23 protein-coding genes and 2 pseudogenes are annotated in these 22,749 nt (G+C 58.3%); 9 read left to right on the forward strand and 16 right to left on the reverse strand.

Annotation, left to right across the window (positions count from 1 at the left end; translation table 11 throughout):
- Window positions 1-630 (reverse strand): annotated as a pseudogene (locus NRB16_RS23430) (RNA-guided endonuclease TnpB family protein); the annotation flags it as partial.
- A gap of 366 nt (window positions 631-996) precedes the next feature.
- A pseudogene (locus NRB16_RS23435) lies at window positions 997-1,541 on the reverse strand (Bro-N domain-containing protein).
- A gap of 425 nt (window positions 1,542-1,966) precedes the next feature.
- Here NRB16_RS23435 and NRB16_RS23440 point away from each other — a divergent pair.
- Entirely contained in the window at window positions 1,967-2,458 is a 492-nt protein-coding gene (locus NRB16_RS23440; protein ID WP_257107046.1) for a GNAT family N-acetyltransferase, read from the forward strand.
- Window positions 2,459-2,549: 91 nt separating this feature from the next.
- On the opposite strand, the gene NRB16_RS23445 is transcribed toward NRB16_RS23440, so the two are convergent.
- Window positions 2,550-3,404 (reverse strand): pirin family protein, encoded by an 855-nt coding sequence (locus NRB16_RS23445; protein WP_257107047.1) that lies wholly within the window; start codon window positions 3,402-3,404, stop codon window positions 2,550-2,552.
- Between the two features lie 249 nt (window positions 3,405-3,653).
- Between NRB16_RS23445 and NRB16_RS23450 the strand changes: the two genes are divergently transcribed.
- The 3 genes from NRB16_RS23450 (at window position 3,654) to NRB16_RS23460 (ending at window position 5,003) form a co-directional block, all read left to right on the forward strand.
- Window positions 3,654-3,998 (forward strand): DUF805 domain-containing protein, encoded by a 345-nt coding sequence (locus NRB16_RS23450; protein WP_253115644.1) that lies wholly within the window; start codon window positions 3,654-3,656, stop codon window positions 3,996-3,998.
- A gap of 88 nt (window positions 3,999-4,086) precedes the next feature.
- Window positions 4,087-4,512, forward strand: coding sequence for a DUF805 domain-containing protein (locus NRB16_RS23455; RefSeq protein ID WP_231906541.1), 426 nt, complete (start codon window positions 4,087-4,089; stop codon window positions 4,510-4,512).
- 119 nt (window positions 4,513-4,631) lie between these two features.
- Window positions 4,632-5,003 carry a DUF805 domain-containing protein gene (locus NRB16_RS23460; RefSeq protein WP_257107048.1) on the forward strand — a complete coding sequence of 124 codons (372 nt, stop codon included), beginning with the start codon at window positions 4,632-4,634 and terminating at the stop codon, window positions 5,001-5,003.
- Window positions 5,004-5,082: 79 nt separating this feature from the next.
- Here the strand turns inward: NRB16_RS23460 and NRB16_RS23465 are convergent, their stop codons facing one another.
- A complete protein-coding gene (locus NRB16_RS23465) occupies window positions 5,083-5,898 on the reverse strand; it encodes a VacJ family lipoprotein (RefSeq protein ID WP_045481240.1) in 816 nt (271 codons plus the stop codon).
- On the reverse strand, window positions 5,891-7,189 hold the full coding sequence (locus NRB16_RS23470) for a serine/threonine protein kinase (protein WP_045481239.1): 1,299 nt from the start codon (window positions 7,187-7,189) through the stop codon (window positions 5,891-5,893). Before NRB16_RS23470 ends, NRB16_RS23465 begins: the two co-directional genes overlap by 8 nt.
- A gap of 1,185 nt (window positions 7,190-8,374) precedes the next feature.
- Here NRB16_RS23470 and NRB16_RS23475 point away from each other — a divergent pair.
- From NRB16_RS23475 to NRB16_RS23485, 3 genes are all read left to right on the forward strand, one after another.
- Window positions 8,375-9,229 (forward strand): glycine betaine ABC transporter substrate-binding protein, encoded by an 855-nt coding sequence (locus tag NRB16_RS23475; protein ID WP_257107049.1) that lies wholly within the window; start codon window positions 8,375-8,377, stop codon window positions 9,227-9,229.
- 287 nt (window positions 9,230-9,516) lie between these two features.
- Complete coding sequence (locus tag NRB16_RS23480) at window positions 9,517-9,828, forward strand: DUF485 domain-containing protein (protein WP_045481235.1); 312 nt, start codon at window positions 9,517-9,519, stop codon at window positions 9,826-9,828.
- The gene (locus NRB16_RS23485) at window positions 9,825-11,483 is read left to right on the forward strand and encodes a cation acetate symporter (RefSeq protein WP_257107050.1); all 1,659 of its coding nucleotides are present in this window, start codon (window positions 9,825-9,827) and stop codon (window positions 11,481-11,483) included. The genes NRB16_RS23480 and NRB16_RS23485 overlap by 4 nt, the downstream gene beginning before the upstream one ends.
- Window positions 11,484-11,589: 106 nt before the next feature.
- Here NRB16_RS23485 and NRB16_RS23490 read toward each other — a convergent pair whose 3' ends face one another.
- Window positions 11,590-11,748, reverse strand: a complete 159-nt coding sequence (locus NRB16_RS23490; protein WP_084709796.1) for a DUF3309 family protein — start codon at window positions 11,746-11,748, stop codon at window positions 11,590-11,592.
- A 285-nt stretch (window positions 11,749-12,033) separates the two neighbouring features.
- Between NRB16_RS23490 and NRB16_RS23495 the strand changes: the two genes are divergently transcribed.
- A complete protein-coding gene (locus NRB16_RS23495; protein WP_045481230.1) occupies window positions 12,034-12,399 on the forward strand; it encodes a DUF2784 domain-containing protein in 366 nt (121 codons plus the stop codon).
- A gap of 160 nt (window positions 12,400-12,559) precedes the next feature.
- A complete protein-coding gene (gene csrA, locus NRB16_RS23500) occupies window positions 12,560-12,775 on the forward strand; it encodes a carbon storage regulator CsrA (RefSeq protein ID WP_253115538.1) in 216 nt (71 codons plus the stop codon).
- Window positions 12,776-12,800: 25 nt separating this feature from the next.
- On the opposite strand, the gene NRB16_RS23505 is transcribed toward csrA, so the two are convergent.
- The 10 genes from NRB16_RS23505 to NRB16_RS23550 form a co-directional block, all read right to left on the reverse strand.
- Complete coding sequence (locus NRB16_RS23505) at window positions 12,801-13,028, reverse strand: YheU family protein (protein WP_045481224.1); 228 nt, start codon at window positions 13,026-13,028, stop codon at window positions 12,801-12,803.
- Window positions 13,029-13,119: 91 nt separating this feature from the next.
- Window positions 13,120-14,316 carry an osmoprotectant NAGGN system M42 family peptidase gene (locus NRB16_RS23510; protein WP_045481221.1) on the reverse strand — a complete coding sequence of 399 codons (1,197 nt, stop codon included), beginning with the start codon at window positions 14,314-14,316 and terminating at the stop codon, window positions 13,120-13,122.
- Between the two features lie 101 nt (window positions 14,317-14,417).
- Window positions 14,418-16,166: an N-acetylglutaminylglutamine synthetase gene (gene ngg / locus NRB16_RS23515; RefSeq protein ID WP_045481219.1), complete on the reverse strand. Its 1,749-nt coding sequence runs from the start codon at window positions 16,164-16,166 to the stop codon at window positions 14,418-14,420.
- A gap of 3 nt (window positions 16,167-16,169) precedes the next feature.
- On the reverse strand, window positions 16,170-17,942 hold the full coding sequence (locus tag NRB16_RS23520) for an N-acetylglutaminylglutamine amidotransferase (protein ID WP_257107051.1): 1,773 nt from the start codon (window positions 17,940-17,942) through the stop codon (window positions 16,170-16,172).
- A 133-nt stretch (window positions 17,943-18,075) separates the two neighbouring features.
- Window positions 18,076-18,822, reverse strand: a complete 747-nt coding sequence (locus NRB16_RS23525; RefSeq protein ID WP_257107052.1) for a sulfotransferase — start codon at window positions 18,820-18,822, stop codon at window positions 18,076-18,078.
- A 253-nt stretch (window positions 18,823-19,075) separates the two neighbouring features.
- Window positions 19,076-19,792 (reverse strand): aspartyl/asparaginyl beta-hydroxylase domain-containing protein, encoded by a 717-nt coding sequence (locus NRB16_RS23530; protein WP_253141898.1) that lies wholly within the window; start codon window positions 19,790-19,792, stop codon window positions 19,076-19,078.
- The gene (locus NRB16_RS23535; RefSeq protein ID WP_253141901.1) at window positions 19,789-20,271 is read right to left on the reverse strand and encodes an N-acetyltransferase; all 483 of its coding nucleotides are present in this window, start codon (window positions 20,269-20,271) and stop codon (window positions 19,789-19,791) included. The genes NRB16_RS23530 and NRB16_RS23535 overlap by 4 nt, the downstream gene beginning before the upstream one ends.
- A gap of 70 nt (window positions 20,272-20,341) precedes the next feature.
- Window positions 20,342-21,001, reverse strand: coding sequence for a phage tail protein (locus tag NRB16_RS23540; RefSeq protein WP_253115549.1), 660 nt, complete (start codon window positions 20,999-21,001; stop codon window positions 20,342-20,344).
- Between the two features lie 87 nt (window positions 21,002-21,088).
- Window positions 21,089-21,745, reverse strand: a complete 657-nt coding sequence (locus NRB16_RS23545; RefSeq protein WP_257107053.1) for a phage tail protein — start codon at window positions 21,743-21,745, stop codon at window positions 21,089-21,091.
- Window positions 21,746-21,830: 85 nt separating this feature from the next.
- Window positions 21,831-22,475, reverse strand: a complete 645-nt coding sequence (locus tag NRB16_RS23550; RefSeq protein ID WP_253115553.1) for a phage tail protein — start codon at window positions 22,473-22,475, stop codon at window positions 21,831-21,833.
- Window positions 22,476-22,749 lie beyond the last annotated feature (274 nt).

The following is a 22,749-nucleotide window of genomic DNA, read 5'->3' on the forward strand; positions in this document are numbered from 1 at the left end:
CTTGCCGGCGCGCTGGGCCGTGCCCAGGGCGCTCTCCAGATCCCGGTAGAACCTGCCGCTTTCAAGGCGATCACCGTCGCTGCAGGTGGCCGTGGTTTTCAGTCCGAGGTCGATCCCCACTGCATCCTGGCCTGGCGATAACTGGCGGTCGACCTCGACCACGACGTTGAAATACCAGCGTCCACGGCTGTCCTCGTTGAAGCTGCCGGATCTGAATTTAAAGCCCGCCAGGCCGTAGCTGTCCCAGACCTTGAAGTGCTGTTTGTTGAAGACGACCTGGCCGTTTTTCCAGACAGCAGCGCCGGCCTTGAGGGGCACCCAGCCCAGGCTGCGCCGAGCGCCGCCCGAGCAGCGCCAGCGGAGCTGGCGCTTTTTGAACTGCTTGCGCCGTGTGACATATTCGTCGGCAACAGCCTGCACCGATTGGCTGTGCAGTCCCAGGTCTTTGCCGGCCCCGTTGGTGTACTTGTGAATGTCGAACGCCGACAGAAAACGACCACGCTCACGAATCGTGCGACTGCTCAACTCGTTTACGTAGTTCCACACAAAATTCACAGCGCGAGACGCTTCACGCAGCTGCGCTGCGTGCTTGTCTCGCACTCGAATCTTGAGGGTTTTGGTCGCTTTCATTTCAGTCATGAAACACAGAATAGGGGCGGTTTTTGGGGTTTTAACCCCTATGATCGCTTCGCGGTGGCGCTTTCATCCCCCACCTGAAGGAAGGGGCTTTTCGCGCCAGCTTGGTAATGTCTTTGTTCGTGTCCGATGAATGGATTATGGTCATGCGCGCTGCTCTGCCTGACTTCATTTGTTGGACAGATAGGATGAGTCTTTCTGAAACGAGTCCATGCTAAGCCCGCTGTTATGGAGGTCGCCGGAAAATAGTAGTCATCGTTTTAACCTCACTGACACCTGCCACACAGGCCGACACAGGCCGATTCCAGAAAATCAGAATCGGCCTACAGAACAACGCCGGGATCAGGGTCGGTCAAGCCCTCAGAACTTCATGGATTCGTCTTTGAAACCAAACTTCACCATCAACCTCTGCCACAACCCCATCGGCTTCGGCACCTCGGCCAGCAAGTGCGGCATGTCCTGCCAGCGCACCCATGAATCGTTGCGCCATTGCAGCAACTCAAGGTATGGCCCAGCCATTCCAGGCGATTGATGCTCGGTTCTTCAAGCATGCGTTCGGCACGCCGGTGCAGTTCGGGCAGGACTTCGTGGGTCAACCACTGACGCAGGCTGCGGTTCTCCGGGACGTAGTGGTGGATCAACAGGGCGAAGACGCCGGACTCGCTGATCATCAGGCAGCGTTCGTAAAGTCCGTGGGAGTTGAGCCAGACCATGCGGCGCTGGTCGTGGTCGAGTTTGAGAGTATTGCGTTCGTCGAGCCGCTTGCCCATCAGGCGGGCCAGGTCTGCCAGGCAGAACCACGCCTGGCTGTCATGGCGGATGGTGCGCAGACGGCGGTGATGGCGGAAAAAGGGCTCTGCGTCGAAGTGTTCGGGGCAGGGTGGACAGGTGGTTAGTAAATGCATTTTCGAAGGCTCCAGATTATCAAGGAGCTGCCCCTGGCCGTCGCCAAACGAGAAGGTGGCAGCTGTGCGAGGGTTGGCGAACCGGGTCAGGAGCCACGACCGGCAGACCTAAAGGTCTCCGACGCACAGCCGCCATAAAGCGACGTGCGTGAGGATACACACAACGTCTGGCGCTGCGTAGCTGCTGACAATCGGGTCGCCAAACCCGGCTCGCTGAATTTGCAGCGAGTGTCGGGCAGGGTAGTCAGACGTCCAGCGTGTGAATAGAGGGTGTCCGGTGATCCGGAAAAATTCAGAAATGGACTACAGGCTGTTTGGCACTTTATAGATCAGGCGTTCTTCAAATGCCTGTACCGTCATGACAGGCTTGTTCGCCTGAAAGCCCTTACACCGAACTGACCCTGAATTGAATACAAGGAACTGCCATGGACGCTGCCATACCTCTCCAATTCAACCCCATCGACCTCGACCGTCACGCCGACCTGTGCGTGCGCTTTCGTGAGGACGTGTTCCAGTTGGCGCTGGGCACGACGCTGCCGCTGCATGGCGAAGACGGGCAGGGGGCGGGGCGTTATCTGGACTGGCTGGCGCAGCGCTCGCAGGCGCTGCCGGGCAGCATGATGCATGTCTGGCAGGGCGACGAGATCGTCGGGCAACTGGAGTTGAACCAGCCGCAGCCGGCGCTGGGCTATGTGCATCTGTTCTATCTCACTGAGCCTTACCGTCATCTGGGCCTGGGCCAGCAGTTGCATGATCGGGCGATCGCGTTCTTTCGCCAGCGGCAGTGCACGACCCTGCAGTTGTCGGCGAGCCCGGACAACCTTCCGGCGCTGCGTTTTTACCAGCGCAATGGCTGGCGTGATATCGGCCCGCGTGAGGCGACACCGGGGGCTAACCTGTTCGAGCGGGTCATGTGAGATTTTCACTGGAGTGAGCTGTTTCAGCATTTGCTGAAAAGCCCGGTTCCAGTGAAAAGATTCATGGCGGCGCGCTGCCTAGCCGTCTTGTTCAAGCCGTCAGCCGATCATCCCGGAAATCGCGCAGTGCCTGTTCGATCTCTTCGCGGCTGTTCATCACGAACGGCCCGTACTGCACGATTGGCTCATGCAAGGGTTTACCGGCAATCAGCAACACCCTGGCTCCGGCAGCGCTTTGAATACGCAGTTCGCCGTCTTCTCCCAGACGCACCAGGCGGCTGGCGGCCACTGCCTGCGGGTAACCGCCTACCTCGATTTCGCCTTCATACACGTACAGCAACGCCCGATGCCCGTCCGGCAACCGCGGGCTGATGCTGGCGCCGGCCGGCAGGTGCAGGTCGAAATACTGCGGCTCGGTGTCCGGGCGCTGTACGGCGCCGGCCTGTTGCACCTGACCGTCGTCAAACTGCCCGGCGATCACCACCACCTCAATGCCATTGGCGGTGGTCAGGCGTGGAATATGTTCTGGCTGAATGTCCTGATAACTGGCATCCATCAACTTGTTTTTGCCCGGCAGATTCAGCCACAGCTGGAAACCGCGCATCACGCCTTGCTCCTGCTCCGGCATCTCGCTGTGGATGATGCCGCGGGCTGCGGTCATCCACTGCACGCCGCCGCCTTGCAACAGGCCGACGTTGCCCATGTGGTCTTCGTGGCGCATCCGCCCTTCAAGCATGTAGGTAACGGTCTCGAAACCACGGTGCGGGTGCGGCGGAAAGCCGGCGATATAGTCGTCGGGCTGGTCGGAGCCGAACTCGTCGAGCATCAGGAACGGGTCGAACTGCTCCACCCCAGGGCCGCCAAACACGCGAGTCAGCTTGACCCCGGCACCGTCGGAAGCGGGCTGGCCAGTGTGGATCGACAGGACTTTGCGAAATGTGGTCATGAGTGGCGCTCCGTGTGGTGCAAATGAACTTGGCTAAATTGTATATCGTATTGATCGATTGAAAGGCTCAAAATTTCTTTATAAATTATCAGTATGTTTGATGAGTCTGCTGGCATAGCTCTACGCTACGTTTTTCAGCGGGCATCAGCTCAGACGTTTCCTACGTTATAGGAAGTACTGTCTTGCATCCGTGGCTTGGGCTTGACGATAAATTTGCGTCGAAGACTGCTTAGGGGCAATGCAATGTTAATGGGGCACGTATCTTATTTTTTTAGACGGCCGGATTTTAAGGGGCGTTCGAATCGCAAAGAGCTTTTCTCTTTCTTGATATCGTTTAGCGTTATTTTCTACCTGTATCTGCAGATCAGATTGTTGGCGCCAGGGTCTGACCTAGTATGGCAGGTCGAGTTGCTGATGATCTATATCCTGGCGCCTTTACCCGCCTTGCTTGCACGTCGTATTCATGACATTGGCTGTAGTGCCTGGGTCAGCCTGGCTTGGTTGCTGCCGTTCGCAGGTCTTGTTCTCTGTGCATGGATGCTTCTCGAAAAAGGAGAACCGGGGGAGAACTATTACGGATTGCCACCCGCTTGAAATATCTGGCGTGTCAGGGGCGCCTGACTTTCATTTGTGATGAGTGCGTCGGCAGAATTTGGCCCGGCAGGGAACTCAACCCGTGAAAATGATGCTCATCGCCTGTCGCGATATGTTGCAGTTCAGAGGACGTACCCGGCGACGGAATTTTTTGTATTACCAGCTCTTTTATACGGCAGGGGTGATCGCTCTTTTTATGTTTGAGAGTGATTCGAGGATCGTGAGGGGCAGTGTTCAACTGGGGGGAGTGACGGCTGGATTCATCGCCCTCAATTTAGTACCCGGTCTGGCCATCACGTATCGGCGACTTCACGATGCCGATTTCAACGGGCTGTGGTTTTTGGTCACCTTCATTCCGCTTTATGGGCCTTTGTTTCTGTTGATGCTGTGTCTGTCATCCGGGTCGGTAGGCGTGAACAGCTATGGGCCTTGCCCACGCAGGTCTAAGGCTGCCGAGAGCAAAGTGCAGAGCGGTCAGGAAACGTGCGTAACTCGCCTTGACGGATCGGCATGACGTTGTGGGATGTCATGTATTTGTCCGTGAAAGTTGAGTTGCAAGCTTCTGTACAGACTGCGCCGCTGAGTCTGGCAGCTCTCCAGTTGATTAATCTGTCCAGATAGTAAAGGTGCACGATGAAAGAAGTTATTCAGGTCTATACAAAGGCCTTTGACTTTGACGGGCGTTCGAGTGTCAGAGAGTTTGTTTATTACTCGGTTTTCCTGTTGACGATTTTGGGTGGGCTGGTTTATCTGGTGTTTGATAGCGCCACCCAGCTCCCTGAGCAGGTGGTAGAACTTTTCATTCTACTCAACGTTTTGCCCAATCTTGCTTTGACTGTGCGGCGTTTACATGACCTGGATAAAAGCGGGTGGTGGATATTGATCAGTCTGGTTCCTGTGGCTGGGCCATTGACTCTTTGGCTTATGATATTTTTTCCAGGTTCGCAAGGCGCTAATCGCCATGGTGCTGCCCCTTCGAGGTTGCACAAAGCCAATGACTCCTGAAGGCAGTCGACACGGATGAACGACGCAGTAAAAAGGCCAACCCGGTCACCCGGATTGGCCTTTGTCGTTACTGCGCGCCTTACTCGGCAATCATCAACTTGCGTGATTCGCTGTACACATAACGCACTTTCTCGTACTCGAACGGCGAGTTCATCTGGCCGTAGCGGAAGCTGGTTACGTAGCGTTTGTCGATGCCGCGCAGAATCACGATTTCCGGGTGGTCGCTGCTGACCTGGGCGACGTTGAGGAAGTTGATCTGCGACTCAGCCGCCACGTCGAAGATCAGGCCGCCGGTGTCACGCAGGTTGGATGGGCCGAACAGCGGCAGGACGATGTACGGGCCGGCCGGCACGCCATAGAAGCCCAGGGTCTGACCGAAGTCCTCGCTCTGTTTGGGCAGGCCCATCATGGTCGCCGGGTCCCACAGGCCGGCCACACCGATGGTGGTGTTGAGCAGCAGGCGCCCGGTGGTTTGCAGTGAGCGCTGGCCCTTGAACTGCAGCATGCTGTTGAGCAGATTGGGCACGTCGCCCAGGTTGCTGAAGAAGTTGCTTACGCCACTGCGCACAAAACCTGGAGTGATGTAGCGGTAACCGTCGACCACCGGCAGGAATACCCACTCGTCGAAGCGATAGTTGAAATGCCAGACTCGGCGGTTCCACGACTCCAGCGGGTCATAGACTTCCAGGGCGTTGGTCGAGGCACGCTCGAACTCTCGCTGGTCCAGGCCGGGGTTGAACTTCAGCGACTTGAGCGGCTGGGTGAAGCCGTCTTCGTCGTAGTTGCGCACCACCGTGGCCTGGTCCTTGGTGGCGTGGGATATTTCAGTCTGGTCGGCCGCTTGGGCCATACCGGCAGCCAGCAGGGCGGCAAGCAGTAAATGACGTTTAGCCACGGAAGAACTCCAGCATGGCGTCGCTGTTGACGCGGTAGTTGAGGTTGCCGCAATGACCGCCGTAAGGATAAACGGTCAGGCGATCGCCGAAAGTCTGGCGCAGGAAGCCCAGGTCGCCAGGGCCCAGAATCACGTCGTCAGCGTTGTGCATGACGGCGATCTTGCTGTTGTTGTGCAGGTAGTCCTTGAGCGAATAGAGGCTGACCTGGTCGACCAGTTGCAGCAAGCTGCCGCCATCGGTGCGGGCACGCCACATGGGGATCAACTGCTCGGTCATGTAGCAGTCGAAGTCGCACTGCATGGCGCGCTTGAGGAACGGGGTCAGGCTGGTGCCTTCGCTGATCGGGAACTTCGGCGGGGTGATCAGGCCGCGGCGGTTGATCAGGTCCGAGGTAAAGGCGATGTCGGCGGAAGAGAAACGGAACGAGGTGCCGATCAGCATGGCCATCTGTTCGTTGCTCAAGTGTTCCTTGGACATCTGGAAGTCATAAAGCAGTGCATCGTTGAGGTCGATGTAGCCTTTTTGCTGGAAGTAGCGGGTCAGCTTGGCCAGCACCAGTTCATAGAAGGTGGTGGTGTTGTTGATGCCCTTGACCTGGGTCTGCACCAGCTTGTCGAGGTTGCTCACCGAGGTGTAGAGGTTGACCGGCGGGTTGAGCAGCAGCACCTTCTTGAAGTTGAAGCTGCGCCGGGTTTCGTCCAGGTGGCTGACGAACGCAGCATTCAGCGCGCCCAGGCTGTAACCGGTCAGGTAGAAGTCGGTAATCGGCAAGTCAGCGTGCTGGGCACGAACGCCTTGCATCACCCGATACAGGTCTTCAGCGTCTTCTTTGGAGAGCCCTGGCGTTGCATAACGCGAAGCCGAGCTCATGAAGTCGTAGCTGGTCGGCGACGACAATTGCACAACGTGGTAGCCCGCCCCGTAATACAGCTTCTTGAGGTATTCGTTGAGGGTGCTGTTATACGCCGCGCCCGTGCCGGCAATCAGAAAAATCAGCGGCGCCGCATGATCCTGGCGGGCCAGACGATAACGCAGTTTTTTCACCGCCCAGAAATTGTCAGGCAGGGTGAACTCGCGCTCTGGATGCAGGTTGAGATAGAAATCGTCCTGATCGATGTCGTCGTCGGACGGCAGATCCGGACGCAGATCAGGCGGGGTGGTGGCGATGGTCGCTTCGAATGGGTTAGTCAGCGGATAGCCATAAGTGGCCGGGTCGACGTTTTTAGCCAGGGCGGCTGCACTCAGGCAGAGACCACCCAGGACTGCAGCTAAGCGCAGGAGACGGAGCATGACTAAATCCCTTGGGAATGAGGTACAGAAAAGGTACGCAGGCTATGACCGTCGACATAGTGCCAAAGTGCCGTACCTGCGCGCGATCCTTTCTGGGCATCTCTAAAAACTGACTGCGTTTTTTGAAACGCCCATGTAACGGCGGTGAAACGATACACCTTTCGTCAAGTCAGGCATGTAGGAATGTGCGCTTTTTAGCGTAGTAATTGCGATGCAGGTCGGCTTTGCCGCGTTGGGGAGGTGTGAAAGGCCAGATAGCACAAAGGGAGCCATGGGCTCCCTTTTGAGTCGTGTCGCGTGCTCTTTTTATTTTTGTAGGGTGGTGTGTTGTTGTTTTTGTTGGGCCACCCTTCACTGCATTTCATGCGACCTCAATGGAGGTCAAGAGCAAACGTATTTTTTTGAGCGCTGACTCGCTTCAATCGACTGCCTGCACAGCAGTGCGATCCAACCAGTTCTGTGCTACCTCAAGGTAGTTTTATTGTTCTGTGCCTGTTTGCGTGGTCTTTTGCAAAAGACCCGGTGGAGCTGAATCTACTTCAAAAAAATCTGTTGGCTTCGTCTCTGCCCGTGTTGTTCTTGTTATGTCAGATCCGTACGTCTTGTTTTTATTAGGTTGCTGCCGTTTTTCTTGTTCTTGTTGTACAGGAGATAAAGCACTACCCATGCCAACTTTTTAATATCCTTATAAATCAATGGCTTGCGATTTTTCAGGAAAGTCTGCGCATCGGCATCGGGTCGATGTGTTCCCGTGTTACCCGCTGCGGGTCAGCATGGACCCCGTATCGGTAACACATTGTGTTCCCTCCACCGACGCCCTGAATGGGTGCGCTGGCGATATTTTCAGGTGAGTGGCCAATCGCGCGGCTACTGCCATGCAGGGGCATCACTAAGGATGGTTTTCAGTTGCCAACCAATCGAGGTGTCGTGATTTTGGTGTGCATGTCGTTGATGGCGGTGTGATGTCGTTTACCGCTTGCCAGGGGTCGCTGGCAGATCATGTCGCTTTGCAGGGGGGGCAGATTATCAATGGGCCGCAGCGGTGAGCGCCGTTGCCGGCAAGAGTTATTGAAACGTGGAGGGTGCGCATCGCCCCATATTCGGGCGTGGTGGGCAGTCCTGAGAAAAACAACGTCAAAAATGCCCGACGCTGGTCGGTGCAAGGACTCTACCGGGGAAGTAATGATGAATATGCGCAAAATTCTGGGGGCGGGTGCCGCTCTGGTACTGGCCGCCAGCTCCACGCTGGCCATTGCTGAAACCAAGACAGTGAGTATTGGCTACGTTGAAGGCTGGTCTGACAGTGTCGCCACCACCTTCGTGGCCGCCGAGGTGCTCAAGCAGAAGCTCGGTTATGACGTCAAACTGCAGTCGGTCGCGGCCGGGATCATGTGGCAGGCGGTGGCCACTGACAAACTCGACCTGATGCTCTCGGCGTGGTTGCCAGGCACCCATGGCGAGTACATCGCCAAGTACAAAGGGCAGGTGGTGGATTACGGTCCGAACTTCAAGGATGCCCGCATCGGTCTGATTGTTCCTGAGTACGTGAAAGCCCAGAGCATCGCAGACCTCAAGACTGACGACTCCTTCAAGAACAAGATTACCGGTATCGATGCCGGTGCCGGGGTCATGCTCAAGACCGACCAGGCCATCAAGGACTACGCTCTGGACGGCTATAAACTGCAGGCCAGTTCCGGTGCCGGGATGATCGCCGAGCTGACCCGTGCGGTAAAACGCAATGAATCCATTGCCGTTACCGGCTGGGTGCCGCACTGGATGTTCGCCAAGTGGAAACTGCGCTTCCTGGAAGACCCTAAAGGCGTCTACGGCGCTGCTGAAACGGTCAACAGCGTCGGCAGCCTGAGCCTGGAAAAGAAAGCCCCGGACGTGGTCGCGTTCCTGAAAAAATTCCAGTGGGAGTCCAAGGACGAAATCGGTCAGGTGATGCTGGCCATCCAGGAAGGCGCCAAGCCTGAAGTCGCTGCCAAGGACTGGGTAGAGAAAAACCCGGCCCGCGTCGCGGCCTGGACCGGCAAGTAACTGCTACTTCCCCTTTTGCGGCCTGCGGGCCGCCTTTTCGAAAACCACCCGGCGCGCTTCGTCGGGTGGTTTTGCGTTTTATACGGCCGGTGCTCAGCGCAACCGGTATCTGTCTAATCTCTCTTTCCTGACATTTGCCGACGCTGCTTCGCAGCGGCCGGTGCAGGTCGCCTGCCTCCAGACTCACAAATTAATATCGTTCTAATACTAAGGTCGTCTGGAGTCGTTCCAAGAGCTGACTAAAGTGAAGCAGTGTCATCTCATCCTATGCTGCGAGGACAAAAACAATGAACGACAGCATCTACCAAAAGATACAAGACAACCCCAGGTTCAAGGAGCTGGTGGCCAAGAGGGAGCGTTTCGCCTGGATTCTTTCAGCGATCATGCTCAGCCTCTACGCCGCCTTTATCCTGTTGATCGCTTATGGCCCCCACATTCTGGGCGCCAAGCTGAGCGCAACGTCCACGGTGACCTGGGGCATGCCGATCGGGGTCGGCCTGATCGTCACCGCGTTTATCCTGACCGGCGTCTACGTACGCCGTGCCAACGGTGAATTCGACGAGCTGAACAACGCCGTACTCAAGGAGATTCAGCAATGATCCGTCGTCTCTCTGCGGCACTTGCGCTGACCGCTTTCGCACCCGCACTGATGGCGGCTGACGCCCTCACCGGCGCAGTGCAGAAGCAAGCTCTCAACGTCCCGGCGATCGTCATGTTCGTCGCGTTCGTGGTGTTCACCCTGTACATCACTTACTGGGCCTCCAAGAAAAACAACTCGGCGTCGGACTACTACGCCGCCGGCGGCAAGATCACCGGTTTCCAGAACGGCCTGGCGATTGCCGGTGACTACATGTCGGCGGCGTCATTCCTGGGTATTTCCGCACTGGTTTACACCTCTGGCTACGATGGCCTGATCTACTCGATCGGCTTTTTGGTGGGCTGGCCGATCATTCTGTTTTTGATTGCCGAGCGCTTGCGTAACCTGGGCAAATACACCTTTGCCGACGTGGCGTCCTACCGCCTCAAGCAGATGGAAATCCGTACCCTGTCGGCGTGTGGCTCGCTGGTAGTGGTGGCGTTCTACCTGATCGCGCAGATGGTCGGTGCCGGCAAGCTGATCCAGTTGCTGTTCGGCCTGGACTACACCGTTGCGGTGATCCTGGTGGGTATCCTGATGTGCCTGTACGTGCTGTTCGGCGGCATGCTGGCGACCACCTGGGTACAGATCATCAAGGCGGTGATGCTGCTCTCCGGTGCTTCGTTCATGGCGCTGATGGTCATGAAACACGTTAACTTCGACTTCAACCAACTGTTCTCCCAGGCGGTTGCCGTGCACCCTAAAGGTGAGGCGATCATGAGCCCGGGCGGCCTGGTTAAAGACCCGATCTCGGCGTTCTCGCTGGGCCTGGCGCTGATGTTCGGTACGGCTGGCCTGCCACACATCCTGATGCGCTTCTTCACCGTCAGCGACGCCAAGGAAGCCCGCAAGTCGGTGTTCTATGCCACCGGTTTCATTGGCTACTTCTACATCCTGACCTTCATCATCGGTTTCGGCGCGATCCTGTTGGTCAGCACCAACCCGGTGTTCAAGGACGCGGCTGGCGCGTTGATCGGCGGTAACAACATGGCGGCGGTGCATCTGTCCAACGCCGTGGGCGGCAGCCTGTTCCTGGGCTTTATCTCTGCGGTAGCCTTCGCCACCATTCTGGCTGTAGTAGCCGGTCTGACCCTGGCAGGTGCTTCGGCGGTCTCCCATGACTTGTATGCCAGCGTGATCAAGAAAGGCAAGGCCAACGAGAAAGACGAGATCCGCGTGTCGAAGATCACCACCATCGCGCTGGCTGTGGTTGCGATCATCCTGGGTATCGCCTTCGAGAGCCAGAACATCGCGTTCATGGTCGGCCTGGCATTCTCCATCGCTGCAAGCTGCAACTTCCCGGTGCTGCTGCTCTCGATGTACTGGAAGAACCTGACCACCCGTGGCGCCATGATTGGCGGCTGGATGGGCTTGATCAGCGCCGTGGTGCTGATGATTCTCGGCCCGACCATCTGGGTGCAGATTCTGCATAACCCTAAAGCGATCTTCCCGTACGAGTACCCGGCGCTGTTCTCGATTGCCATTGCATTCGTGGGCATCTGGTTCTTCTCGATCACCGACAAGTCCAAGGCAGGTGAGGATGAGCGTGCGCTGTTCGTGCCACAGTTTGTCCGTTCGCAAACCGGTCTGGGTGCCAGCGGTGCGGTATCGCACTGATTGACAGCTAAACCGCGACAACAAAAAAGCAGCCGTCAGGCTGCTTTTTTGTGGGGCCGATTTTAGCGTGGCTGAACATCCGTCGGCGCGATGTCCAGCCGCGCATTCATATCCTGCCCAGCAACACCAGTACCAGCAGAATGACCAGAATGGTCCCGACCACGCCCGACGGTCCGTAACCCCAGCTACGCGAGTGGGGGAACACTGGCAGGCCGCCGATCAGTAGCAGGATCAGGATGATGATGAGAATTGTACTGATGCCCATGATGAGTTCCTTCTTTCAATATAAGGGAGCCAAGATTGCCGGAGGAATTCATGACACCCTTGATGTCATGTCTCGTGGCCTCTTGAATAATCCGACTCTGGGCGTTGAATAAAGGTTCTAAGCGCTTTGAATATATTTTTACAAATTAGCTTCGTTAAAATACCGGGTAGCCCAGTCTGAAAGTTGCAACTTTCCTGGCGGTATAAAGTCTGCGAGTGCGCGGCAGTGAAAGATTGAACTTACAGCGGCCGGTGACGTATTCGCCGCCGATTAAAAGGAGGGGTTATGTTGATGCGTCTGGCGGCCGATGCGGTATTGGTCGTGCACCTGCTGTTCATCGTGTTTGTGCTGTTTGGCGGTTTGCTGGTGCTGCGCAAGCCCTGGCTGGCGGTGCTCCACCTGCCTGCGGTGGCCTGGGGGGCGGCGGTGGAGTTTCTGCACCTGTACTGCCCGCTCACGCCACTGGAAAACCACCTGCGCAGCCTGGCCGGCCAGCAGGGTTATGACGGCGGTTTCGTCGAGCATTACTTGATCGCGCTGATCTATCCGGCGGGTTTGACGATGCAGCACCAGTTATGGCTTGGCAGCGTGGTGCTGGTTATCAACGCCCTGGCTTATAGCCTGGTGTGGCGACGTTGGCGTAGACGCTGAGCGATGCAGTAATTACGACTTTTGCGTCTGCAATGTAGGTTATTTCCTTCAGCTAATTCCGGCGAGTGTGCAGGACATGGCTGATTTTACTTCGCCACATTGAAGCACTCTGCCGCGCGCGGCACTCTGCCCATTCACGGGATTGCAAGAGTGCACAAACATGTTGGTATTAACACGCGAAGTAGGCGAAACCTTTTCCATCGGTGACGAAATCACCGTGCAAGTGCTGGGCGTCAGTGGTAATCAGGTGCGCTTCGGTTTTGACGCCCCCAAACACGTCAAGATCCATCGCGCCGAAGTGTTCCGGCGCATTATCAAGACCTTGTCCGAACCTGATGAGCAGCCGCAGCCGCAGCAACAGTCGCCGGCAGCCTGAGCGGCTCAGGGATTATCCGGATTGCTCAGTCGAACAACTCTTTGGGCACTTCATGGCGAGCCATCAACTGGCACTGCTGGCTCTCGATGTCGAAGAAAATCACGGCCTGGCCTTTGCTGAGGGCGTGACGCACCCGCAATACCCGGGTCTGCAGCGGCGTGTCGTCGCCGTTATCGGTGCCGTCGCGGGTCACGAAGTCTTCGATCAGGCGGGTCAGGGTGTCGGGTTCGAGTTGCTCAAAGGGAATCAGCATGGATGGCTCTCGCGGCAGGGCCGGGGATGATAGTGCAGGGCCGCAGGTTATGCACCCGGCAGGATGCATGCCCTGCGGCAGCCAGACCGGCTCAGCTGCTTTCGCGACCCTGGCCGATCAGGCTATCGACCGGCGGCACGCGGGTTTCCGGTTCCATCTGAGTGTCGTGCTCCAGCTGGTGGCTGAAGCTTTCCAGCGAGGCCTTGGCCGGTTGCGCGTCACTGTCGAATACCGGCGGGCTGAGGATGTAGGCGCTCAGCAGTTTGCTCAGCGCCGCCAGGCTGTCGATGTGGGTGCGCTCGTAGCCGTGGGTGGCGTCGCAACCGAACGCGATCAGCGCGGTGCGGATGTCATTGCCGGCGGTAATCGCCGAATGGGCATCGCTGAAGTAATAGCGAAACACGTCGCGGCGTACCGGCAGTTCCTGCTCGGCGCCCAGCCGTAGCAAGTGGCGCGACAGGTGATAGTCATACGGGCCGCCGGAGTCGAGCATCGCCACACTGACCGCGTGTTCGCTGGAGTGCTGGCCGGGAGCGACCGGCGCGATATCGATACCGACGAACTCACTGACGTCCCAAGGCAGTGCCCCGGCCGCACCGGTGCCGGTTTCTTCGGTGATGGTGAACAGCGGGTGACAGTCGATCACCGGCTCCAGACCGCTGTCGACCACCGCTTTGAGCGATGCCAGCAGGGCAGCTACACCGGCTTTGTCGTCCAGGTGGCGGGCGCTGATGTGGCCGCTTTCAGTGAACTCCGGCAGCGGGTCAAAGGCGACATAGTCACCGATCCCCACACCTAACGACTCGCAGTCGGCGCGGGTCGCACAGTAAGCGTCCAGGCGCAGTTCGATATGATCCCAACTGACCGGCATCTGGTCCACGGCGGTATTGAAGGCGTGCCCGGAGGCCATTAGCGGCAGCACGCTGCCACGGATCACGCCGGTGTCGGTGAACACACTGACCCGGCTGCCCTCGGCAAAGCGGCTCGACCAGCAGCCCACCGGCGCCAGGCTCAAACGGCCGTTGTCTTTGACCTCGCGGACACAGGCGCCGATGGTGTCGACGTGGGCCGACACCGCGCGGTCCGGGCTGCTCTTGCGGCCCTTGAGGGTGGCGCGAATGGTGCCACGCCGGGTCAACTCGAAAGGAATATCCAGTTCTTCAAGGCGCTCGGCGACATAGCGCACGATGGTGTCGGTAAAGCCGGTGGGGCTGGGAATCGCGAGCATTTCCAGCAGGACTTTCTGCAGGTAATTCAGATCCGGATCAGGGATGGTTGCATTAGACATGATGGAGGGCTCCTCTGGAGCAGCTACTGCTTACACGCTACACGCTGCAAGCCGGAGTGGATATGGCTTGCAGCTTGCAACCTGATGCTTGTAGCTGTGTTTCAACTATGAGCGGGAAGGCTATGGGGAAAGAGTAGATCGACAAAGCGTTCTGCGGTGGGTTGTGGTTCATGATTGGCCAGCCCGACCCGTTCATTGGCCTCGATGAACACGTACTCGGGCTGGTCGGCGGCCGGCACCATCAGGTCCAGGCCGACCACCGGAATATCCAGTGCCCGTGCCGCGCGCACGGCGGCGTCGCTGAGCACCGGGTCAAGGATCGCTGTGACATCTTCCAGGCAGCCGCCGGTGTGCAGGTTGGCGGTGCGGCGCACGGCCAGACGCTGGTCCATGGGCAGGATATCGTCGTAAGCGAAACCGGCATCGCGCACCGTGCGTTCGGTTTCCTCGTCCATGGGGATCCGGCTTTCTCCACCGGTTGCCGCCGCGCGGCGGCGGCTCTGGGCTTCGATCAACTGCTTGATGGTATGGCGGCCGTCACCGACCACCTCTGCGGGGCGGCGGATCGCCGCTGCAACCACTTCAAAGCCGATCACCACAATGCGCAGGTCCAGGCCTTCGTGGAAGCTTTCCAGAATGACCCGGGTATCGAACTGCCGGGCACGCTCGATGGCTTGCTGTACTTCTTCGATGCTGCGCAGGTCCACTGCCACGCCTTGGCCCTGCTCGCCGTCGAGGGGCTTGACCACGATCCGGCCATGCTCTTCGAGAAACGCCAGGTTGTCGTCGGCGCTGCCGGCGCGCACTTGCGCGGGCAGGCATAAGCCAGCGGCTTTCAAGGCGCGATGGGTCAGGCTCTTGTCCTGGCACAAGGTCATGCTCACGGCGCTGGTCAGGTCGCTGAGCGATTCGCGGCAACGCACCCGACGGCCACCGTAACTCAGGGTGAATAACCCGGCATCGGCATCATCGACTTGCACATCGATACCCCGCCGATGTGCTTCCTCGACAATGATCCGCGCATAGGGGTTGAACTCTGCTTGCGGACCAGGACCGAGAAACAGCGCTTCATTGATGCCGTTCTTGCGCTTGATGGCGAAGGTCGGCAGGGTGCGAAAGCCCAGCTTGGCGTACAACGCCTTGGCCTGATGGTTGTCGTGCAATACCGACAGGTCCAGATAGCTCAGGCCGCGGCTCATGAAGTGCTCGATCAGATGGCGCACCAGCACTTCGCCGACACCCGGACGGCTGCAGTTGGGGTCCACCGCCAGGCACCACAGGCTGCTGCCTTTTTCCGGGTCGTTGAACGCCTTGAGGTGATTAAGCCCCATGACACTGCCAATGATCGCATTACTGCCTTCGTCTTCGGCCAGCCAGTACACCGGGCCGCCTTGATGGCGTGGGGTCAGCAATTCAGGATCAATCGGCAGCATGCCGCGAGCCAGATACAGGTTGTTGATCGCCTGCCAGTCGGCCTCGCTCTGGGCCCGACGAATCCGGAAACCGCGAAACACCCGATGCGCCTGCCGGTAGTCGCTGAACCACAGGCGCAGCGTGTCGGACGGATCAAGAAATAACTGCTGGGGCGCCTGGGCCAGCACCTGCTGCGGCGCAGCCACATACAGCGCGATATCGCGCTCTCCGGATTTTTCGTTGAGCAGCTCCTGGGCCAGCGCCGCCGGCTCCGGGTAGGTGTGGCCGATCAGCAGCCGCCCCCAACCGCAATGCAGGGCCAGTGGCTCGCTGTCCGGCTGGCCGCCGTCTTCGGCCAAGCGCGCCTGCAGGCGTTCGTAGGACGGCGACTGGCGCCGCAACAGTCGCTGGCTGTAAGCCGTTGCATGGGGTTTCATCGATCAGAGTCCTTGTTCGCTCAGCCACAGGTTCAGGGCTGCCAGTTGCCACAGCTTGGAGCCGCGCAGCGGGGTGAGCTGGTCCTTGGGGTTGGTCAGCAACGTGTCGATGATTGCCGGGTTGAACAGGCCGCGATCCTGGCTCGGGTCGAGCAGCAGCTCGCGCACCCAGTTAAGGGTATTACCCTGCAAGTGCTTGAGGCCCGGTACCGGGAAATAACCCTTCTTGCGGTCAATCACCTCGGCCGGAATCACCAGGCGGGCCGCTTCCTTGAGGACATGTTTGCCGCCGTCGGGCAGCTTGAAGCGCGCCGGTACTCGTGCCGACAGTTCGACCAGGCGATAGTCGAGAAACGGGGTACGGGCTTCCAGACCCCAAGCCATGGTCATGTTGTCGACCCGCTTGACCGGGTCATCGACCAGCATCACTGTGCTGTCGAGCCGCAACGCTTTATCCACTGCCGCCTCGGCACCTGGCCGGGCAAAGTGGTCACGCACGAACTCACCCGCAGCGTCGTGATCGACCAGCCACTTCGGCTGTACGGTGGCGGCGTACTCTTCATAGCTGCGGTCGACGAATGCTGCGCGGTAAGCGGCAACCGGGTCGGCTGCACCATCGACCTGCGGATACCAGTGGTAACCGGCAAACAGCTCATCCGCGCCCTGGCCGCTCTGGACCACTTTGCAGTGTTTGGCGACTTCCCGGGACAACAGATAAAAGGCGATGCAGTCATGGCTGACCATCGGCTCGCTCATGGCCCGGAAGGCCGCTGGCAATTGTTCGATAATCTCGCTTTCCTGAATGCGCAACTGATGATGGCGCGTGCCGTAGTGTTTGGCGATCAGGTCAGAGTACTGGAACTCGTCACCGCGCTCGCCACCGGCATCTTCGAAACCGATTGAAAAGGTCGACAGGTCTTCGACACCCACGTCACGCAGCAGGCCAACCAACAGGCTGGAGTCCACGCCGCCCGACAACAGCACGCCGACGTCCACCGCAGCACGCTGACGAATGCCCACCGCTTCACGGGTGCTGTCCAGGACCCGCTCGCGCCAGTCTTCAAAGCTCAGATCGCGCTCGTCGTCATGCGGGCCATAAGGCAGCGTCCACCAGACTTGCTGCTCGGTATTGCCCTGGGCATCGATCAGCATCCAGCTGGCTGGCGGCAGCTTTTCCACCCCGGCCAACAGTGTGCGTGGTGCCGGCACCACCGCGTGGAAGTTCAGGTAGTGATTGACCGCCACCGGGTCGAGCTGCGAGCTGATGTCGCCACCCTTGAGCAACGCTGGCAGGCTCGACGCGAAGCGCAGGCGCTCGCCAGTGCGCGACAGGTACAGCGGCTTGACGCCGAGTCGGTCGCGGGCAATGAACAGCCGTTTGGCGTCACGTTCCCAGATTGCGAAGGCGAACATGCCGTTGAGCTTGGGCAGCAGTTCCTTGCCCCAGGCGTGATAGCCCTTGAGCAGCACCTCGGTGTCGCCGCCGGAATGGAAGGCGTAGCCCAGCGTTTCAAGCTCGGCGCGTAATTCCGGAAAGTTATAGATGGCCCCGTTGAAGGCCAGCGACAGGCCCAGATGGTTGTCGATCATCGGCTGCGCCGAGCCGTCCGACAAGTCCATGATCTTCAGCCGTCGATGCCCCAGGGCAATCGGCCCCTGGCTATGAAAGCCCCAGGCGTCCGGGCCGCGAGGTGCCATGTGATGGGTGATACGTTCAATGGCGGCAAGATCCGCCGGTTGATGGTTAAAACGAAGTTCGCCTGCAATTCCGCACATAAGTCCTTACCGGGTTTCCGTTGGGGAGGGTGATCGCGAAGGCGGTCACTCTGAAACTGACCCGGAGCAGGAGCGGGAGTTTTAGATCAATCGGTTATAAGGAGGCGGCAGTGTCTGGCTGCTTGCTGGTCTTCTACACCACTTTTAGGGCGTTCAGTGCGTCGTATAGCGCTTGGGCACGCTGCAGTAAATCAGCATCCGGCGCCTCGCCCCAGCAGGTGACAGAGGGCGGATCGCCTCGATACGGCTCGCTGCCTTTGGCATGCCGCTGGGTTCTTTCCAGCATGCTGGTCCGCTGGTCGGTATCCAGTGTGATACCCAGCAGCGGTAACAGACGGTCGGGTACGGCGTCGGGCAGGCTGGCGTAATTCACCGGTACAAGCTGGCCCTGTTCTGCCGCTGTCAGTGCGGTCTGCATGAAGCGGTTCAATACATGCAGGCAGTAGATGTCCAGATTGCCCGGCAAAAGATCGTCCGATGCCTGTACCCATGCAGGGTCAAGCATGCCGGGCAGCATCTGCGGGCCGCGCTGGCGCTGATGTGAGGCCATGACCTGCAACGGCTGACGGTAGAGAAACAGAGCAGGAACATCCGGGAAGGCTTCGCGCAGGATTTGCAGGTGTTGCAGGTGCCAGCAGTCGAGCTTGATCACCAGATGCTGTTGCTGCGTAGTGCGGCGTTGGCCCAATGCACGGACCACGCCGCGGAGCAGGTTAATGCAACTCTCACGCTCAAGAGCGCCTTGCTGGTATTGATAAAGCAAAGAGTCGATCACTGGCGGTTCGGATAGCGCCACGCATTGCGGCAGGGTTGCCAGCATCTGGGTGAGCAGGGTCGAGCCGCAGCGTGAAACGTGAAATACCAGCGCACTCAGGGGCATGCCGTCAGATAGCTCATCCAGGACTGAAAAATCAGTTAAGCAGCGTTGGCGTTGATCGAAAGGCTGGCGATTGAGCGTTTCAATGAAAAACGGGTCGTCAAAGCGCAGCGTTCCGAGATGACGCCACCATACCCCAGCCGGTGCAGTCCTGATGAGTATCGGGTACCAGCCTTGCAGCGACTCAGGCTGTTGCTCCACAGCTCGTAGCAAATGCTTGTACGCAGGGGCGAAAATTGGGCGGTCGGGCTGGTGATTATCGGGCACGATAGATTTTTTCCAGGCGCTGTGCCATCGCCAGGCCTGCGGGTGATGGCAGTGCCCGCAGGTTGGCGATGATCTTCAAGGCATTATCATGGCAGATGCTCGGGTCGCCGTAAGGTCCGGGGTCACGAGCAACAAATCCGCTGGCAACGAACAGGCGCTCCAGCCAGGGATTGACCACACAGTCGAGCATCAGGTGAACACGGGGTTGCCGGCTGCGGTTGTAAACGGCATGAGTGCAGGCTGCGTTCAGGTACCAGGTGTCGCCGCGGCTGAAATGGACACTTTCGTCTTCAACGACAAACACCACTTCCGGTCCGGTTTGCAATGCAATGTGCAAGCGGGCAATGCCGTCCTCGAAGGCACCGCCGCGATCACGATGGGGTTTGATATGTGCGTCTGGTGCCAGAGCCATCAGGCGCACAGAGAGTTTTTCGCAGTCAAAACGAGCCAGAGCCTGCTGCACGAGGGGGCATTGTGCTAGGGCTTCGGTATCCTGGTAGCTGGCATCATCCACTGCCATGATGTTGTCGGCCTCGCCATTGATCGAGCGCAGCGCCAAGCATTGCCAGTCTCCTTCGTACGTACCAGTGTTCATGTGGCTGATCCAGCGTGACTGAGGCAGGGCGCGAATTTGCTGCTCCATTTCGCTGGTATCGAAGCTCAGCGGCAGCTTCAGGTAGCGACAGGGGTAGTCAGAACCGCTCATGTGTCGGCCAGCCAGCGCATACGCTGCGATAGCTCATCACTGTCCACTACTCGAAAGCCCAGCCGCTTATAAAGGCGTAGCGCGGATGTGTTTGAGTGTTGTACGCGTAGTTCCAGCGGCAAATGAGCCTCGGCTGCCTGATTTTGCGCCCAGCGCAATAGTCGGGTGCCCAGGCCTTTATTACGCCAGGGGCTCAGTACAGCAATGTCGATGACATGCAGGCGCTGATGATTGGTGTCGAGGATCAGCCGTGCGGCAGGTTCCTCCTGGTCCAGCATTAGCCAATGACGTGCGTCAGGGAATTCACGCTGTACGCCCTGCTCTTGCACGCGTTGTTGCATGTCCAGTAACGGTTCAAGCACAGGGTTTTCAGCCAGCATGGCGAGATCGCTGCGGCTGCTACGATACAGGGCTTTGAGAAACGCATGATCGTCCGCCATGGCTTCTCGCATGCCGGGTGCGTAAAGGGAGTTGGGCATTTTGTCGACTCTGTCGAGAATGTCGGGCCGGCGATACACGCCCCCGGATCAGCGAGGGCGTGAGCAAGGTTCAGTTGCGTGGGGGATAGATACCGAGCAAGCAGATGATGAAGTTGAGTGTCTGGTACGGCGGTGTCATGTCGGCCGTTGATGTCAGCGTTACAGGGGCATTGGTTGTGATATTTTTGTCGACCGTCACTTTGCCGGTCGCAGTATTGACCACTTGGGTTTTGACTCCGGCAAGCGTTACTGGTGCCACAGGCGTCGCTGTCGATGGCAAGTAGATTGCGGCGGCGTTGGTCTGCCCTGCGGTCGTACTGGTGAGGACAGCGTCCTGGGTTGGCACTAAGGCGCCACCGGTAAGTGCAGTGCCTACCTGAACGGTGGTCGTGGCATTGATCTCGACCGATGCCGGGTGAATATGTCCAGGCAACTGGGCCACTGTAAGTACGGCAGTGGTTGTGGTGGACGACGACAGATTACCGCCCTTGGCGCCAAGTTTTGAGATGTCCTGCCCGTTGAGCGGGGTGCCGCTCACACCAATTGGCGTTGCCTTGCGCAGGTCCGGCAACTTGAACGTGGTCTGGCCATCGCCGCCATACCGAGTGCCCAACAGGCTGTAAAGAGCGGCATTTTGCTGGATGGGCAAGCTACTGCCGTCACAGAACATCCAGCCTTTTGGAGCCCAGTTCAGAGGCCAGGGTAGAATGGTACCGATGAATGCTTCCATGGAATTTCCTTTCGGACGTTGTCCGGTTGAATGCTTGCCTTGACGTTCGTTCTGTACGAGGTGCTGTACTGGTCATTGACCCGTTTTTCAGTTGAAATTCGGGTAAATGCCGTCGTCCACGCAAATGATGAAATCGCACGTCAGGTAAGGCGGTACCGAAGGTAATGTGACTGGTGTGCCAAAAGGGGCCGGTGTATTCGTATTGTTCAATTGCAATGTCACCTCACCGCCCGAAATCTGCGACTGCACGCCGCCCAGGTTCACCGGTTTGGTCGGCGTGACACTCTTATCCAGATAGATGGCTGCCGAGGGGTTGCCGGTAAAGCCGGTGCCGCCGGTGCCACAGAGTGAGCACTGATCGGCTGGGATCATGGCACCACCGGTATTCGCCGTGCTTGCAGTGATGGACGTGGTGCCGGTCAGGCCGGTAACGGTCCCTGTGGCCGTATGGGTGTGGGGAGGTACCTGGTTGGCAGTGAGCACAGCCATCTGATTGGATGTGACGGTTGGTGCGCCGCTGGCGACGCCGACGGTGCCAATGGTTGTGGCGCCGACCGGAAAATTGCCAGAAAGGTTGGGAAGATTGAACGTGGTCGTCCCGTTACCGCCGTATTTGGTGCCAATCAATGAGTAGAGCGCAGCGTATCGCTGGATTTGCAAGGACTGGCCGCGGCAGTACATCCAGCCCTGGGGTGGGTAGCCAACTGGCCATGGAAGGATCGTTCCGTAGAAAAAAGCATCCATCGATCTGTTCTCACATGAAGGCTAGTGACTTAGCCTTTGTTTTAATTGATAAATTCAGTGGCTACGTAATTTCTGGAGCAAGCTCTCAGGGTCTGCTCGGATAAAGGCCTTCAAGGCAGATGATGTAGTTGATTGCGACCGACGGCGGACGGTTGCTGACTGGCTTCTCTATCAGAATTGGCGCGCCGCCGACGTTATTACCCACGGTGACCTTGGGGACGTCTGATATCTCGGTTTTGACTCCGCCCAGAGTGACAGTGCTGCCTGACGCAGGTGGGGCAGCCTGGTAGATGGCCGCAGCCCCCGGATTGTTTGAGGTGCCTGTGAGCACAGCATTGGCGCTGGCCAGAGGCACGCCGCCGGTCGTACCGGTGCCCAGGCTTATCGACGTGCTGCCGGACAGGTTGGCCAGCGACATCGTGGCCGGATGGGTGTGCTCGGGCAGATTATTGGCAGCCAGTACCGCAGTGGTTTTGAGCACAGTCGCTTGTGCTGCGCTCCCTTTTTGCAGCTGCGAAGCATCGGGGGGCGTTGCAGAGCCCACGGGGAAGCGGTCGACCAGATTAGGCAATCCAAAGGTCGTGACGCCATCGCCGCCATAGATTGTGCCGATCAGAGAATACAGGATTTGGTAGTCCTGAATCTTGAGTGTTGTCCCATCGCAAAGATGCCAGCCGGTGGGGATGCGAATGCCTGCCCACATGTAAATAGACCCAACGAAAACATCCATAACATCTCCTTTTTGATTCACTCGTTACACAATCGACCGTCGGTGTCAGTAACAGTCCCGATCGGTTGGATTTCTATGGTCAAGAGGTTTGAAAATCGCGGGCGTGGATCTGAAACCGCACAACAAAACGTGCGCCGACGGCCTGAGGTCAGGCATTGCCGGGAGTCAATATCGGATGATTAAGAAGAGTGGCGAGCGAGGCGAAGCGTGAAGGAAGAGCGCATGCTGAGGGAGTGCTGGAAATACCATCAAATCAATCCTTGATGAGCAACAC

The sequence above is a fragment of the Pseudomonas sp. LJDD11 genome, assembly GCF_024584215.1.
Classification (GTDB): Bacteria; Pseudomonadota; Gammaproteobacteria; order Pseudomonadales; family Pseudomonadaceae; genus Aquipseudomonas.